Here is a 14,242-nt window from a genome sequence, read left to right as displayed (position 1 = left end):
TTCGATATACGCAGTTTGGCAGAAGTGCAAGTTGGCTCAGCACCATGCTATTTCATGTTTGTCTGAACAAGCCGTTTATCGGCGTTGCTCGCGGAATGACCGACTTCGTCAACTCTCGACTCAATGTGAAAATCCCAGACCTTTGAATCAGAAATGTTGCGAAGCCGAATAATAGATAAACGACATGATATTTCTGGCCAAGCCCTCTTAGATACGACACGAGCGCGCATCGCCGCCAGACGCATTTGATTTTAAAAAAGCGATAGACCTGCCATTGCTTCGCGTCTTTGCCGACCCTAGATACGAAAGTCATCAGTAATCTCGGGAGGCGCCGGAGGAACATGAGCAACGATGCGGAAGACAGGCTGAAGCTCAGCGAAGACGAGTGGCGCGCGCGTCTCACGCCGGAACAATATGCCGTAACCCGCCAGCACGGCACCGAACGTGCGGGAACCGGCCCCTATCTGGACGAGAAACGCAGCGGAACATACCGATGCGTATGTTGTGGTTCCGAGCTGTTTACTTCAGATACCAAATATGAGTCCGGTTCCGGTTGGCCGAGTTTCTATGCGCCGGCAGGCAAAAAAGCCATTGCCGAGTTCGATGACAATTCGCTTTTCATGCGTCGCACGGAAATACGCTGCGCGCGCTGCGATGCGCATCTGGGGCATGTCTTTCCCGATGGCCCCCAGCCGACGGGTCTGCGGTATTGCACAAACGGCCTGGCGCTCGACTTTGAACCGGCTTCCGACGAAACCGCCTAGCCCTTGCAGGCGCGATAAAATATCACGCCCTCGCGCGACGGCAGATGGCTCCTCCTGCTGCGGCATCGGGTTGTCCCGATGCGGATCCGCAAGGCTTGCGCGGGGCGGGTGAGTCGCAATCCGGGCTATTTCACCGGGGCAGGACGTTCGCCCCCCCAATTGGTATAGATCCGCGACTTGCGGGCCTGGCCCTCCGCATCATATTTGCGGGTCTCGCGGCACCCTGCATCCGCATAGGCGACCTCGCCCGCCAGGTGACGCCAAGCCGTATTCGCGTCCCAGACCCTCTTGCGGGACGGTGTTTCGATTTCCAGCCGGTCTATGGCGTAGCGGTAGGCGGCGAGGCGGAAAGACATCGACCGCTTCACCCAGGCGATGATGTTGCGGTTTTCGTTCACGCGTCCAACTGAGGCGGCGTATTCCTCCGGCTTGAGGTCCGGTCGCCGGTTCATGGCGTTGAGCCGCTCGGTATCGGTATCCTCGATCTCGACCGCAAGCTTGCAGAAGGGGCGGATGAGATCCGTGTCGCCGGCTATGTCGGAGACGACGCGTTCGTAGCGCGTTTCGGACGAGCGGAACTTGTCGGAGCGCAGATAGAGATAATAGACGGTCGGATCGAGCTTGTCGTCGATGGGCTTGATGATGCCGGTGCGCTGCGCCTCGATGGCGGCGCCGTCGATCCAGTCCTTCGCGGAAATGGGGCGGATGAGCGTCCAGGCGCGATCGCGCAATTCCTGTTCAAGATCTGTGAGATTGAATGTGGAGGTGGGCTCGCCGCGCATGTTCTTGAGGCGGTGGCCGTATTCGGGCAGAATCTCGTCATGGATGCGGTCGGGTCTGGCACGGTTGAAATCGCCGGTCGGACGCGCGCAGCCCGCAACGAGCACGGCTAGCAAGCCGACAGCGACGATCCTGCCCATCGACGTTTTCGCCCGAGCACCCGTAACGGCCGCCGCTGACGGCTTGATCCGGCAGATTGTTTTGGCCGCCAGCCTTGAAATTGGCGCGGTCCGCGCGGGCCGCCGCATCATGTCTTGCATCGAGTCCTCTGCGGTGCGCCATGCACCGCTGCATGCCTCTCCGGAACAGATGGTCCCGGGGAGGGCGATTTGCCGGAAAGCCCAGCCAGCCGATACCGATCCGGCAACAGGATCGCAAGCCCTGGGCCGGATGCGTCAGGCCTCCGGCTGGGTGTTACTGCCGGTCTCCTTCGCCACTTTCCGGATTCGCGTGGCCAGATCAACCGTGTGGCGCTCGATGCGGACACCGGGAAAGACGAGAATGTCGGCACTCCCCAGCGGGATTTCGGACCGCTTTGGCCTGTAAGGCCGGGCGGCGGTGGAAAAGTTCAGCAAAGTCCCCATCTCACCCTCCGTTACCGTTCATCTGTGCGAAAGCAATCGAGGCGGGCTTTGCGATGTCACGCCTCATGCGTGGGGCCCGCGAACATGGCCCCTTGCCGGAGACGTTTGTCCGGATATGCGGGGCGGCTGCGTAAAGGACAGGCCAGCGCGGGGTCTATGGGGGATAACCGCATCGCATGGCCCGCCCTTTACATCGCATTAACATTAGGCGAGCGGGATGGTTAACGGATCCTTAACGCCGGGCCCAGGGAGGGCGAATACGCAGCGGAATTCTGCGGATTTGGGCTGTCGGACATCGCAATAACAGGCTTGTTGGGACAAGTTCGCAACAGTCTTGGAGGTCCGACTTGTAAAATTTGACGAGGCCGCGATGTGACTTGCTGTTTTTGGTTAATCCATCGCTAACGGTTTTCGCGCAATTTTAGAGGCCTATCCCGCGGTCGACTTTGAAGTTTTGCGTACTCGGCACCATGACAGGCTACACAACACCGAAAGGCGTCGGTTCACTCGTGCAGGCAGATGAGAGCACGCGCAAGGCGCATCTTCTCCTGGCCGCGACAGAGCTGTTTGTCGCAAGCGATGCCCCTTCGCGCGTCGAACGCCATGTCTATGGGGAACTCTTCCGGCAATATATCACCGTCACGCCTGTGGCCGAACGTCGGAAAGTGGCGACGCTTCTCTCCCGGTGCGACTTCGCCCCCCATGATTGTGTGCTGGCTCTGGCGCAGGATGAGGACGCTTCTGTTGCCCATCGTGTGCTCGCCTATTCCACCGTGTTGAGCGATTGCGACCTGATCGCAGCCGTCGGCCGCGGCCCGCAGGCCGTCCGCCGCGCGATATCGCTGCGTCGTTCGCTGTCTGACGACGTTCTCTCCGCCCTCGGTCGCTATATCAGCGAGGATGCGGATTTCTTCGCTCTCGACGATGAGAATGAACTCGGGCCGGTCCTGGCGGGCATGGATCTGGATATCGCGCGCCCCTATGAACGGCTTACGCGGGGCGAGCGCGCCAGCGCCGTCTGGTCGGATGAGGCGTCCACGCTCGCGGACATGACCAGGCCGGCTGATGCGGCCGAGATGACCGCGGCTCCCGATTTTCCAGAGCCTGTCGAGGCGCACGAGGCGAGCGAACCCGGCGATGGCGTGGACATGGCGGCAACGAGCGACATGTTCGCCCCGCCACACAATCCTGCGGACGAAGCCGCGGAGCCGGTCGATGGCGCGCAGCTAAAGGGCGGGGAGGTCCCGGGCGACGCGGAACCGGTGGCCGATATCTCCGATGACACGACCTTTGCCGGCCTTCCCTCGAAGGCCGACGATGCGCTTGCGGCCCTGCGCGCCCTGGCGCGCAAGATGCCCTTGCCTGAGCAGCCGCCTGTTTCCTGGAGCGAGGCGGGCGTCATGGCGGCGCGTGAAAAACGCTCGGATTTCGAATTTGTCGGCGAAGATGAGAGCCGCGACGAAGCCGCTGCGCTTGCCGAGAGCGTTGAGGCGATGAATGAGGTCGGCGATGCCGTGATCGCCGTGGAAAGCGCTGATCGCGCGGACCGCGCGGGAGGGGTCGAGCAGGAAGCGACCGCCGAGGCTTTCGAGGAAACGCCGGAAACGTCTGAAAAGCTGGAAACGCCGGAAACGGTGCTCGCCTCCGCGTCGGATCCGTCTGAGGATCTGGCCGAGGAGGCTTTGAGCGAGGACGCGCGCGCTCAGGAGCTTGCACGCGAGCTCGCCGACGGGCTTGCCAATCAGCTCTGCGATGTCTCCCTCGGTCTGCGGATCGAGGCGGATCTTGAGCCTATGGAGCAATTGCGTCAGTGCATCGAGACAACGCCCGCCCGTGCCGCCTTCGGTCTGCGCCGCACACCGCCGTCCAAGCGTGAGGACGCGCCGGGCGCGATCCCGCTGACCCAGCGCGTGAGCGCAATCCGCAAGCTGAACCTGTCCTTCCGCCGCAATGGGGACGCCGCGCCCGACGCATCGGTCGCCACATCTGACCGCGCGCGCGAACCCGTGCTGGAAGCCCGCCCGGAGAGGGGCATCCCCGGCAACCCGATCATCGCCGCCCCGTTGCCCGCGCCCGTTGCGGCACCTGCCGAGCGCGCCGTGCCGGAAGGCGCAACCCTTGCCCCGCGCGAGGCGCGCCTGAGCCCGACGCCCGGTTTCAATGCCGACGACGCCAAGCCGGTGGTAACCTCACCGACCCGCCCGCGCGTTGATATGCCCAAGGCGAGCGCGGAACTGAAGGCATTTCTGGACGCCACGCCGAGAAAGCGCCGTCGCTTCATCATCAAGGCGCAGGCCGAGGTTCTGGCGGAAACGGTCGCCCGTCGCGGTCGCCTGCGCGACAAGGTCGATGCGGACCTCGTTGCCTGCGTGGAAAAGACGGCCGCCGCCAATGACATGGAAACCCTGCGCGGCCTGCTGAGCTATGCCTTCAACCTGCCGCCGCAAATGATCGAGCGGTTGCTTGCCGATCCGCACGGCGAACCGCTGATGATCATGGCGGCTGCCATCGGTGTGCCGACCTCGCGCACGGTGAACATGGCGCTTCTCATCAGCCCGGCTGCCTATTCGCTGGAGCGGGTGCGGGAGCTTTCCGCCCTTCGCGCCAATCTCGATATCCGCGTCGCCCGCCATATGGTGGCCGCCTGGACGCAGCAGCCCGCGCCAAAGCCCGTTCACGCCCCGATCCTCGACGACGCGATGCGCACCCGCCGTCAGTCAATCTCCACCAAGGCGAACCCGGCCGCGGAGGCCTCGCGCGAGAACACGCTGGACGATGACGGCGTGCTGGTCCTGCGCAAGGTCGTGTAGGCGGGCAAGTAGCTCAAGATCAGAACGAACCCCGCATGCGGACGCGGTATCGCGAGCCGATGGGTTTTCGCTGCTTACAAAATAGGAAAAAAATCCTTGACAGCGTCACGCTGATCTGGCAGGATGATGCCATGGTCGGACAGGTGCGGGCATAACGGGCCCGGCACGCCGCCAGATCTTCAGACACATTCAGGTTTCAGGCACCTTGCAACGCCATCAGCCGAGCGCCGTAACAGCGCCCGGCTTTTTGCGTTTGGCGTGGTGTGCTCAATCGAAAACGAGGTCCGGATGACGGCAGAGGCTCCTTCCGCCGTGGGCAAGCGTCCGCGTGTGGATGTCGATATCCTTTCGCGCGCTCGCATCCTCTTTGAGGAGAATGCGGAGATCTCGCAGGCCGCGATCTGTCGGAAATTCGGCATGACGCAGAGCACGCTCGCCTATCATGCAAAGCGGGAAGGCTGGATCCGCGCGGCGGGCGCTGCGGCGACCCGTCGTGTGGATGCGAAGGCGCGCCGGGCGCGGCTGGTTGCGCGGCTCTATCGGGCTTTTGAGCGGCAGGTCTGTGAACTGGAAGAGCGCATTGGCGCAAAGCTCGCCGCCTCCGATGACGAAAGGGAAGCCACGTTCGACGAGCGCGACGTGAAGCTTCTGTCAACGCTCGCCCAGACGCTTGCCCGGCTCGTCACGCTGGATGTGGCGGAGGAGGGGGCGCTGCCCTTGGCTGGCAAGGCGGGGGACGCGGACACCGCGATGGGGAATGATGGGGAGACCGATCTCGATGAATTCCGCCGAAGCCTTGCGCAACGCCTTGAAATGCTCGCCCAAGGAACGGATCGAGGCGCTGCTGGCGAGCCTTGAGCGCAGCGAGATTGAACGGTTCGCCCATGATTTCGCGATCTTCGCCCGGCCCGATCAGCAGCCGCCGCAAGGCGACTGGAGCACCTGGCTCGTCATGGGGGGGCGCGGTGCGGGCAAGACGCGCACAGGCGCGGAATGGGTGCGTGGCATGGCGTTGGGATTGTCGCCTTATGGCGCATCGCCTGTGGGGCGCATCGCGCTGGTGGGGGAGACGCAAGGCGATGTGCGCGACGTGATGATTGAAGGTGTCTCGGGTCTCCTCGCCATTCACCGCCGCACCGAGCGCCCGCAATGGCAGCCCTCGCGGCGCAGGCTTGAGTGGGGGAACGGCGCGGTGGCGCAGACCTTTTCCGCCGAAGACCCGGAAGCGCTGCGCGGTCCCCAGTTTGCCGCCGCCTGGTGCGATGAGGTGGCGAAGTGGAAAAACGCGGAGGCGACCTGGGACATGTTGCAATTCGGATTGAGGCTGGGGCATCGGCCCCGGCAGGTGGCAACGACCACCCCGCGCCCGGTCCCGTTGATGAAACGGCTTCTGGCCGATCCGCGCACGGTGGTCAGCCGCTCCGCCACCCGCGACAACGCCACCAATCTGGCGCCCGGATTTCTGGAAGCCATCGTCGGGCGCTATGCGGGAACGCGGCTCGGGCGTCAGGAACTGGACGGCGAGCTGATCGAGGACCGTTCGGATGCGCTGTGGCGACGCGAGGCGATTGAGGAAAGCCGCGTGAAGATGTCCCCGGATTTGCGGCGCATCCTGGTGGCGATCGATCCGCCCGCCTCATCCGGCAAGGGCGCGGATGCCTGCGGTCTCGTCGTTGCTGGCCTCGGTGCGGATGGTCATGCCTATGTGCTTGAGGACGCCAGCATGGAGGAGGTGCGCCCGGCGCGCTGGGGCCGGGCGGCGATCACGCTTTATCACCGCCATGCCGCCGATTGTCTGGTCGCGGAGGTCAATCAGGGGGGAGAGATGGTGAATGCGGTTCTGTCCGGCATTGACGCATCCGTGCCGGTGCGCGCCGTCAGGGCGACGCGAGGCAAGTGGCTGCGCGCGGAACCCGTCGCGGCGCTTTATGAGCAGGGCCGCGTGCACCATGTGGGGGCATTTGCGAAGCTGGAAGATGAAATGTGCGACTTCGGCCTGGATGGCCTGTCGTCGGGCCGCTCGCCGGACCGGCTGGACGCGCTGGTCTGGGCACTGACCGCGCTGTGCCTCACCGGGACGGGCGAGCCGAAGGTGCGTCAAGTCTAGGAACCGGTGTTGAGAGTTTTCTAGTATTGTCAAATGAGGCAGAATCTTGGCAGAAGACTGAAAGGATGACGCAGCGGAAAAAGGCTCGATGTTCGAAAGAGGGACAATAAAGGCAATTGCTGATGGCATGAAAGGGAACGCTGACGCTTTATTGGCGTTAGCGTCTATGGTTGCTGCATGCGGCCTATTCGCTGCCGGTGTACCTATTTGGTTGGCATGGTGTGGGCCATTAACGATTTTTGCCCTATATATTTTTCTGAGGCTGTTTCAAAAACAGCAAGACGTTAAGATGAAACAATTAGAATTCGACCGGGAAAAAGATGCCAACCGGCTTAAAATTGATCAAAGACAGCGTAAGGTGCGGAAATCATGATGTCTTTTCATGCTTTTTTGTCCGAGTTCGGGCCGTGGCTTATCGCTTTGGGAGCCGTACTCGCGTTTCTGATAATCCTAAATCGGGTGTGGGCTAGTAGGCTCACACGGCGAATGGAGGATTTGGAAATTGCAAAGAAAGCGCTTCGCAAACACTATGAGGCGGTGTCCATAGTGCTGGATGATCCTGCTCCATCCAAGGAATTAAAAGAGTCACTTTGCGGCTTCAGTGAAGCAATTACTGATCGCGAGTTCGGTATGTTTTTGATTCAGATGGTTAGAGACGATGTATTCAGCGATAAGAAAATAGGCGCTGAGGCAAAAAAGATACATTCTGAAAGATCTGATCTCGCGAGGAAGTACGACCATTTAAATAAAGCGTTTCATTCAGCGATTGAGACAGGCGTCGTTGCTTTAGTGTTGCGTTGGCCGGAAACGTCCAGATATTTCCGGCAGATCTCGCTGCAAATGGCGTCAGATGAAAGGCGTGAGACGCAGATTGCACAAAAGGCTGCGTCATTCCTGAAGGATCGAGGGCGCAATAATGATCGCGATGATGGAAATCATGGCGGTGCGGGCACCCCTTTAGCAATGCCCGCTTAAGCCGAAGGTGCGCAGTATCTGACGATGCGCGCCTTGGGGTTGCCGCCTCAGCGACAGATCGTGCGGTAGCCGACGAACACGTTCGACTGGGTTTCCGGATCCCACTTGTAGGTGGGCATCTCGTAGCAACCGGTCTCCTGGTCGCAAGTCATGCAATCGCGCGCGCTGCTGGCGGCAATGCCTGAAGCCGTACCGATGAAAAGTGCGGACATCGCAATGAGGATCTTGGAGAACATGCGCTCAGTCTCTTCTGCTGCCGGTCGTTGCCTTGTCCTGACCGTTCGTGGCGGGGCGTTCGTTCCTTGGTGAAGGAAACATAGGAAGTCGATCATGGCATCGCTGTGACGCGGGTCACACGCGGCGATCCAATCTCCAAGCTGTGATCGGGATGTAACAACGTGTGATCGAGCGCAGTGGAAAAACGGGACTTAAACGCGAAGAAGCCCCGGACGGGAAGACCGGGGCTTCTTCTGCAAGGTCGGGGTGTCTTGCCGCTCTATCGACAGACGGTGCGATACCCGACGACCACATATTCGCGATAATAGGGATCCCAACGGCGGACCGGCTTGTCCCAGCAGTTGCGATGGCGCGGGGCATAGTAGCCATGATCGTAATAGCGATCGCGATGGCTGCCGGCGACGATGGCACCCGTGGCGAGCCCGATGATGGCCCCGGCGGCGAAGGCCCCCTTCTTGTCGCTCTTGGCATCGGCGGCGGTGGTGGTGGCGGCGATACCTGACGTGGCGATGACGGCGACGGACAGGGTCGTGATGGCAATCTTGCGAAACATGTTTTCAAGTCCCTCTGTTGGCGGCCTGTTTTTCGGCCGGTTGGCGCTGGCGGATTGTTTTCTCCGCCGTTGATCAGACAGTAGCGACGCAGCGTCACCTGCGCTGTGATGGTCGTCACGCAACGCACGGTTGCAGGGTTTCGGCCCGTATCGGCCTGTCGGCATTTCAAACCCACCGGGAAAGTTCAGATGGCTTTTTTCGATTTTCTCCGCCGGGGGCAGACCGCCTCCGCCGCGGCCGATGCACCCGTGCGCGAGGTCAAGGCGTCGCGCACGGGTGGGCTGGTCGCCATGCACGCCGCCGGTCGCCCGGTCTGGACGCCGCGCGACTATGCAGCACTCGCCCGCGAGGGCTTTGCGAAGAACCCCGTGGTGCACCGCTGCGTGCGCATGATCTGCGAGGCCGCCGGGTCCGTGCCCTGGCTGGTCTATGAGGGCGGAGCGGAACACGACGCCCATCCCTTGCTGGATCTTCTGAGCCAGCCCAATCCGCACCAGGCGGGCGGGGATTTTCTGGAAACCGTCTATGGCCACCTGCTCGTGGCGGGCAACGCCTATATCGAGGGCGTGGCGCTGGATGGCCGGCTGCGCGAACTCCATGCCCTGCGTCCCGACCGGATGAAGGTGGTGGCGGGCGCTGACGGTTGGCCGGAGGCGTTCGAATACACGGTGGGCGGACGCAGTGTGCGCCTGGCGTCAGCAGGGCCGAACGGCATCGCGCCCGTGCTGCATCTGAAGCTTTTCCATCCGCTCAACGACCATTACGGCTTCGCCCCCATCGAGGCGGCGCAGGTCTCGCTCGATGTGCACAACGCGGCGGGCGCGTGGAACAAGGCGTTGCTCGACAACGCCGCCCGGCCCTCGGGCGCATTGGTTTATGCGGCGCGCGAAGGGGGCAATCTGTCCGACGAACAGTTCGACCGGCTGAAGGGCGAGCTGGAAGAGGGCTATCAGGGCGCGCGCAACGCGGGGCGTCCGCTCCTGCTTGAGGGCGGCCTTGACTGGAAGCCCATGGGGCTGACCCCACAGGAGATGGATTTCATCGGGGCGAAAAATCAGGCCGCACGCGAGATCGCGCTCGCCTTTGGCATCCCGCCCATGCTGCTCGGCATTCCCGGCGACAACACTTACGCCAACTACCAGGAGGCCAACCGTGCCTTCTGGCGGCAAAGCGTTCTGCCGCTCGTCTCCCGCACGGCCCGCGCGCTCACCGGATGGCTGGGACCCTTGCATGGAGATGGCATCCGCATCGGCTGGGACACGGATGCCATCGAGGCGCTGTCGGTGGAACGCGAGGCCCTTTGGCGGCGCGTGGGGCAGGCGGACTTCCTCACCCAGCAGGAAAAGCGCGAGGCGGTCGGATATTCGCCCGATGACGGGCCGGATATCCCGGATCGCTCCGGTGTCCGGTCGGACGAATGAGGTGGAGGAGGTCACCCGCACCGTGGTCGAACGCGGAGATCTCGCCCATCTGGCGCTCTTCCTCTGGGCGTCCGGCGCAAGCGGTCTTCTCGCATGGAGCTTGCGCGAACTGGCCAGCTCCAACCGCCGCTTCAACGATTTCGTACAGGAGATTGCCCGGTTGAATCGTCACTTCAACGACCGGGCCTAGCGCGTCAGGGAAGACACGCAAGCGATTCCGCCGGCTCGGCATTTCAGCGCCGCATTCCGTAGGGGAAACCCTTGCGCGCCGTCAGTCCGCCCTGTCGGCCAGTCAGCTGACACCGTTCTTCAACCCGCCAGATAACAGGGGCAGATAGCCATGCAGGCTTTTCTCGGCTTCAGGAGACGCCGTGCGCGCCAGGCGCATCGCGATGTCTTCGCGCATTTTGCCAGAACGCTCGAACACATGCTGACACGCCCGGAGGCCAAACCCGGACACGGCCCGCGCGTGCGCCGCGCCCTGCCTTGAAGGAGCGCCCATGATCATCGAGACCAAGGCCGTTTCGCAAGGCGCGGAGCGGAGGCGTTCCACGGTGGAGGCCGCGCTCATCGAAACCCCGCAAGGGGAGGGGATTTTCGAAGGCTATGCAGCGCTTTTCGGCGTGGCCGATCTGGGTCGCGACATCCTCATGCCAGGGGCCTTCGCAGCCTCGTTGTCGCGGCGTGGGGCAAGTGCGGTGAAGCTCCTCTACCAGCACGATCCCGCACGGCCCATCGGGACATGGCTTGAAATCGCCGAAGATCCGCGTGGCCTCAAGGTGCGTGGCCAGCTTCTTCCCGAACTGGAACAGGCCCGCGAGGTGCTGTCCCTGATGCGGGCGGGCATTATCGACGGGCTCTCCATCGGGTTTCGCACCATCCGCGGCAAGCGCGATGCAGCCTCCGGTGTGCGTCGTCTCCACGAGGTGGATCTGTGGGAGATCTCGGTCGTGACCTTTCCCATGCAGGAAGGCGCGCGGATTACCCCGCAGATCTCCGCCAAGGCTGCGATCCCCCGCCGGGCCACGCAGCCCGACGCGCGGATTCTCGATGCGGGGCGTCGTCTGGTCCAGGGCCTAAGGGCCTGATCGCGCCGCTTGTCCGATCCCTTTCCCAACTCGACCCGACGCCGCAACGGCGACTTCGGACCTGAAACTGCAGCCCCCAGACAAGGTGAGTGGAATGACTGAGATTATGGAACGAAAAGCCGTTAGCGGTGGCGCGCCGGAGACCGGCGAACCGGTGCGTGAAACCAAGGTTGCGGCGCTGCCCGCAAGGTCCGACCTTGGTGGCACCATGGAGGAATTCCTCCATGCTTTCGAGGAGTTCAAGGACGCAAATGATTCAAGACTGAAGGCGCTGGAGACCCGTGGCGACGTGCTGGCGGATGAGAAGCTGGAGCGCATCAACGCCGCGCTCGACGAGCTCATGCTGAAGTCGCGTCGCCCCAGTCTTGGCGGGGGAGCGAGCGCCTGGGAGGCGGCGCAGGCGGGCCGTCCCGGCTCCCGCTTCCGCATCGGCGATGCGCTGGAACATCGCTCCGCCTTCGATGCCTATATGCGCAAGGGCCGTGAGGAGGGGCTGCGCCAGCTTGAGGCCAAGGCGCTCTCCATCGCCTCCGATCCCGATGGCGGCTATCTGGTCCCGGACGAGACCGAGACCCAGGTGCTCTCGCGGCTCGCCAACATCTCCCCCATCCGGGCGATCGCGGGCAACCGTCAGGTCTCAGCTTCCGTTTTCAAGAAACCCTTCGCCACGACCGGGGCGGCCACCGGCTGGGTGGGCGAGACCGACACCCGCGCCCAGACCGCCACGCCGAAGCTGGCCGAACTGAGCTTTCCGACCATGGAGCTCTACGCCATGCCTGCCGCCACGGTGTCGCTTCTGGATGACGCGGCCGTCAATGTGGACGAGTGGATTGCGGGGGAGGTGGAGACGGCCTTTGCGGAGCAGGAGGGCGCCGCCTTCATCAACGGCGACGGCAACAACAAGCCGCGCGGCTTTCTTGATTATCCGACCGTCGATGAGACCTCGTGGAGCTGGGGCAAGCTCGGAACCGTCGCAACCGGTGTTTCCGGCGGGCTCCCGGCAACGCATGCCTCCGACGTGCTGATCGATCTCGTCTACGCGCTCAAGAGCGGCCATCGCCAGAATGCCAACTGGGTGATGAACCGGTCGACGCAAGCCGAGATCCGCAAGCTCAAGGATGCCGATGGCAATTATCTCTGGCAGCCGCCTGCGGGGGTATCGGCGCCTGCCTCCTTGATGAACTTCCCCATCACCGAGGCGGAGGACATGCCGGACATCGCGGCCGACGCGACCCCCATCGCCTTTGGCGATTTCGCACGCGGCTATCTGGTCGTCGACCGGATGGGCATTCGGGTGCTGCGCGACCCCTATTCCGCCAAGCCCTACGTGCTCTTCTACACCACCAAGCGTGTGGGCGGCGGCGTACAGGACTTTGACGCCATCAAGCTTCTCGCCTTCTCCGCCTGAAGCTAACGCTGTGGCCTGATCGCCGGTTCCCTCCCGCCGGCTGACTGCCGGGCGGCTGCGTGTCCACACGATGCGGGCCGCCCGGCTCTTTCCTCCCCCACCACCGACAGAGGTTCCCATGCCCACCATTCTGATCTCGCCTCCGGCGGGTGAGCCCGTTGCGCTGGCCGAGGTGAAGACCTTCCTGCGTGTCGATCATGACCACGAGGACGCGCTGATCGAAGCTCTGGTGAGCGCCGCGCGCCTTCAGGTGGAGACATCGACGGGCCGCGCCCTGATGACCCAGAGCTGGCGCACCGTGCTGGATGGCTGGCCGAAACGGCGCGTTGTCCGCATCGCGCGGGCCCCGGTCGCGTCCATCGATGCGGTGACGGTCTATGACGGTGCGGGGATGGCGAGCGTGCTCGATGCCGGGCTCTACAGCCTCGATGCGGCAAGCCGGCCCGTACGGCTGGCCGTTTCCGATCTCGCGCCCGACCCGGGAAGCGCCGTCAACGGGATCGAGATCGACTTCACCGCGGGCTATGGCGCAGCGACAGATGTGCCCGGTCCACTGCGTCTCGCCATCCGGCGGCTCGTCGCCCATTGGTACCAGCACCGCGAGGGCGCGCAGGAAGGCGATATGCCGGGTCCCGTGGCGGCCCTCATCGCGCCCTACAGGCTGCTGGGACTGGGGTGCCGCACATGACCCGCATCGCGGATCTTTCCATGCGGCTGGACGTGCACCGGCCCGTATGGAGCGAGGATGGTGCAGGCGGCGAGACGGTTTCCTTCCAGATCGCGGGCGCTCTGTGGGGCGCGGTGATGGTGCGCGGCATGGCCGATCGCTATGCCGATGAGCGGCTTGACGGCATCGTGACCCATCGCATTCGCCTGCGCCATGGCAGCGGGGTTGTCGGCGAAATCGCTGGCGGCTGGCGGCTTGTCAGCGGTGTGCGCGTCTTTCGTGTTCTGGTGGCGGCGCCCGTTGAAGACGGCGGGCGATGGCTCGACGCCCTGTGCGAGGAGGAAGGCCGATGAGCCATGCAGCCCTTGAATTGCAGGCGGCCTTTGTCGCGGCCTTGCGAGCAGACGGCGCGCTCTCCTCCTTGCTGGGGGAGGGCAAGGTGGCCGATGGGGCGCGCCGCGCCGCCGCCTGGCCCAATATTGCGCTCGGCGAATGGGCGAGCCGTTCGATTGCGGGCGACGGCTGGCCAGGAGAGGAGCATCGGCTGGAGTTCCTTGTCTTTTCGCGCGCGGGCGGACGGAGCGAGACCTTGGGACTGATGACGCAACTGGCCGGTGTGATCGCGGCCGCCAACCCGACACTTGCCCAACACCGTCTGGTCTCGCTGGAGCGTCAGCGCGAAGAGGTGCAGCGCACCCGCGATGGGCGAGGTTGGCGGGGACGGATCGTCTATCGTGCGGTTACCGAACCGGCGGCGCTTGTCTGAACAACTTATCCCCGGTCCCTCAAAGTCAAACGATCATTGGCATCGCAAATCGATGGGGCGGGCCGCTTTGACGGTGCGCGG

The 14,242-nt window shown here is 63.4% G+C and carries 18 protein-coding genes; 13 read left to right on the top strand and 5 right to left on the bottom strand.

Annotated features, from left to right (window positions below):
• Positions 1-341 precede the first annotated feature (341 nt).
• Positions 342-764: a peptide-methionine (R)-S-oxide reductase MsrB gene (msrB, locus tag ABGM93_RS08170; RefSeq protein ID WP_321505173.1), complete on the top strand. Its 423-nt coding sequence runs from the start codon at positions 342-344 to the stop codon at positions 762-764.
• 125 nt (positions 765-889) lie between these two features.
• Here msrB and ABGM93_RS08165 read toward each other — a convergent pair whose 3' ends face one another.
• Together ABGM93_RS08165 and ABGM93_RS08160 are read right to left on the bottom strand one after the other, a co-directional pair.
• Entirely contained in the window at positions 890-1,684 is a 795-nt protein-coding gene (locus ABGM93_RS08165) for a hypothetical protein (protein ID WP_321505171.1), read from the bottom strand.
• Positions 1,685-1,939: 255 nt separating this feature from the next.
• A complete protein-coding gene (locus tag ABGM93_RS08160; RefSeq protein WP_321505168.1) occupies positions 1,940-2,128 on the bottom strand; it encodes a hypothetical protein in 189 nt (62 codons plus the stop codon).
• A 470-nt stretch (positions 2,129-2,598) separates the two neighbouring features.
• On the opposite strand from ABGM93_RS08160, the gene ABGM93_RS08155 reads away from it, so the two are divergent.
• From ABGM93_RS08155 to ABGM93_RS08135, 5 genes are all read left to right on the top strand, one after another.
• Entirely contained in the window at positions 2,599-4,938 is a 2,340-nt protein-coding gene (locus tag ABGM93_RS08155) for a DUF2336 domain-containing protein (protein WP_321505166.1), read from the top strand.
• A 288-nt stretch (positions 4,939-5,226) separates the two neighbouring features.
• Entirely contained in the window at positions 5,227-5,796 is a 570-nt protein-coding gene (locus tag ABGM93_RS08150; RefSeq protein ID WP_321505164.1) for a hypothetical protein, read from the top strand.
• Positions 5,717-7,045: a terminase family protein gene (locus tag ABGM93_RS08145; RefSeq protein ID WP_321505162.1), complete on the top strand. Its 1,329-nt coding sequence runs from the start codon at positions 5,717-5,719 to the stop codon at positions 7,043-7,045. The genes ABGM93_RS08150 and ABGM93_RS08145 overlap by 80 nt, the downstream gene beginning before the upstream one ends.
• A gap of 88 nt (positions 7,046-7,133) precedes the next feature.
• Positions 7,134-7,418: a hypothetical protein gene (locus ABGM93_RS08140; protein WP_321505160.1), complete on the top strand. Its 285-nt coding sequence runs from the start codon at positions 7,134-7,136 to the stop codon at positions 7,416-7,418.
• Positions 7,419-7,531: 113 nt separating this feature from the next.
• A complete protein-coding gene (locus ABGM93_RS08135; protein ID WP_321505158.1) occupies positions 7,532-8,020 on the top strand; it encodes a hypothetical protein in 489 nt (162 codons plus the stop codon).
• 47 nt (positions 8,021-8,067) lie between these two features.
• Here the strand turns inward: ABGM93_RS08135 and ABGM93_RS08130 are convergent, their stop codons facing one another.
• A complete protein-coding gene (locus tag ABGM93_RS08130; protein WP_319771979.1) occupies positions 8,068-8,256 on the bottom strand; it encodes a hypothetical protein in 189 nt (62 codons plus the stop codon).
• A gap of 260 nt (positions 8,257-8,516) precedes the next feature.
• Entirely contained in the window at positions 8,517-8,810 is a 294-nt protein-coding gene (locus tag ABGM93_RS08125; protein WP_321505155.1) for a tyrosyl-tRNA synthetase, read from the bottom strand.
• Positions 8,811-8,999: 189 nt separating this feature from the next.
• Between ABGM93_RS08125 and ABGM93_RS08120 the strand changes: the two genes are divergently transcribed.
• Positions 9,000-10,232 carry a phage portal protein gene (locus ABGM93_RS08120; protein WP_321505154.1) on the top strand — a complete coding sequence of 411 codons (1,233 nt, stop codon included), beginning with the start codon at positions 9,000-9,002 and terminating at the stop codon, positions 10,230-10,232.
• 1 nt (position 10,233) lies between these two features.
• Positions 10,234-10,422 carry a hypothetical protein gene (locus ABGM93_RS08115; protein WP_319772314.1) on the top strand — a complete coding sequence of 63 codons (189 nt, stop codon included), beginning with the start codon at positions 10,234-10,236 and terminating at the stop codon, positions 10,420-10,422.
• Positions 10,423-10,524: 102 nt separating this feature from the next.
• Here ABGM93_RS08115 and ABGM93_RS08110 read toward each other — a convergent pair whose 3' ends face one another.
• Positions 10,525-10,749, bottom strand: coding sequence for a hypothetical protein (locus ABGM93_RS08110; protein WP_321505152.1), 225 nt, complete (start codon positions 10,747-10,749; stop codon positions 10,525-10,527).
• Between ABGM93_RS08110 and ABGM93_RS08105 the strand changes: the two genes are divergently transcribed.
• The 5 genes from ABGM93_RS08105 to ABGM93_RS08085 all read left to right on the top strand — a co-directional run bounded on the left by ABGM93_RS08105 (position 10,733) and on the right by ABGM93_RS08085 (position 14,161).
• A complete protein-coding gene (locus ABGM93_RS08105; RefSeq protein ID WP_321505150.1) occupies positions 10,733-11,320 on the top strand; it encodes an HK97 family phage prohead protease in 588 nt (195 codons plus the stop codon). The two genes, ABGM93_RS08110 and ABGM93_RS08105, sit on opposite strands and share 17 nt — an antisense overlap.
• A gap of 94 nt (positions 11,321-11,414) precedes the next feature.
• Entirely contained in the window at positions 11,415-12,728 is a 1,314-nt protein-coding gene (locus tag ABGM93_RS08100) for a phage major capsid protein (RefSeq protein WP_321505148.1), read from the top strand.
• Between the two features lie 118 nt (positions 12,729-12,846).
• Positions 12,847-13,416: a head-tail connector protein gene (locus ABGM93_RS08095; protein ID WP_321505142.1), complete on the top strand. Its 570-nt coding sequence runs from the start codon at positions 12,847-12,849 to the stop codon at positions 13,414-13,416.
• The gene (locus tag ABGM93_RS08090) at positions 13,413-13,748 is read left to right on the top strand and encodes a head-tail adaptor protein (RefSeq protein ID WP_321505140.1); all 336 of its coding nucleotides are present in this window, start codon (positions 13,413-13,415) and stop codon (positions 13,746-13,748) included. Before ABGM93_RS08095 ends, ABGM93_RS08090 begins: the two co-directional genes overlap by 4 nt.
• Positions 13,745-14,161: a DUF3168 domain-containing protein gene (locus ABGM93_RS08085; protein ID WP_321505138.1), complete on the top strand. Its 417-nt coding sequence runs from the start codon at positions 13,745-13,747 to the stop codon at positions 14,159-14,161. Before ABGM93_RS08090 ends, ABGM93_RS08085 begins: the two co-directional genes overlap by 4 nt.
• Positions 14,162-14,242: the final 81 nt, after the last annotated feature.

It is taken from the genome of Breoghania sp. (assembly GCF_963674635.1).
GTDB lineage: Bacteria > Pseudomonadota > Alphaproteobacteria > Rhizobiales > Stappiaceae > Breoghania.
Note: the sequence above shows the minus strand (reverse complement) of the source record. Positions and strands in the feature narration are given on the sequence as shown.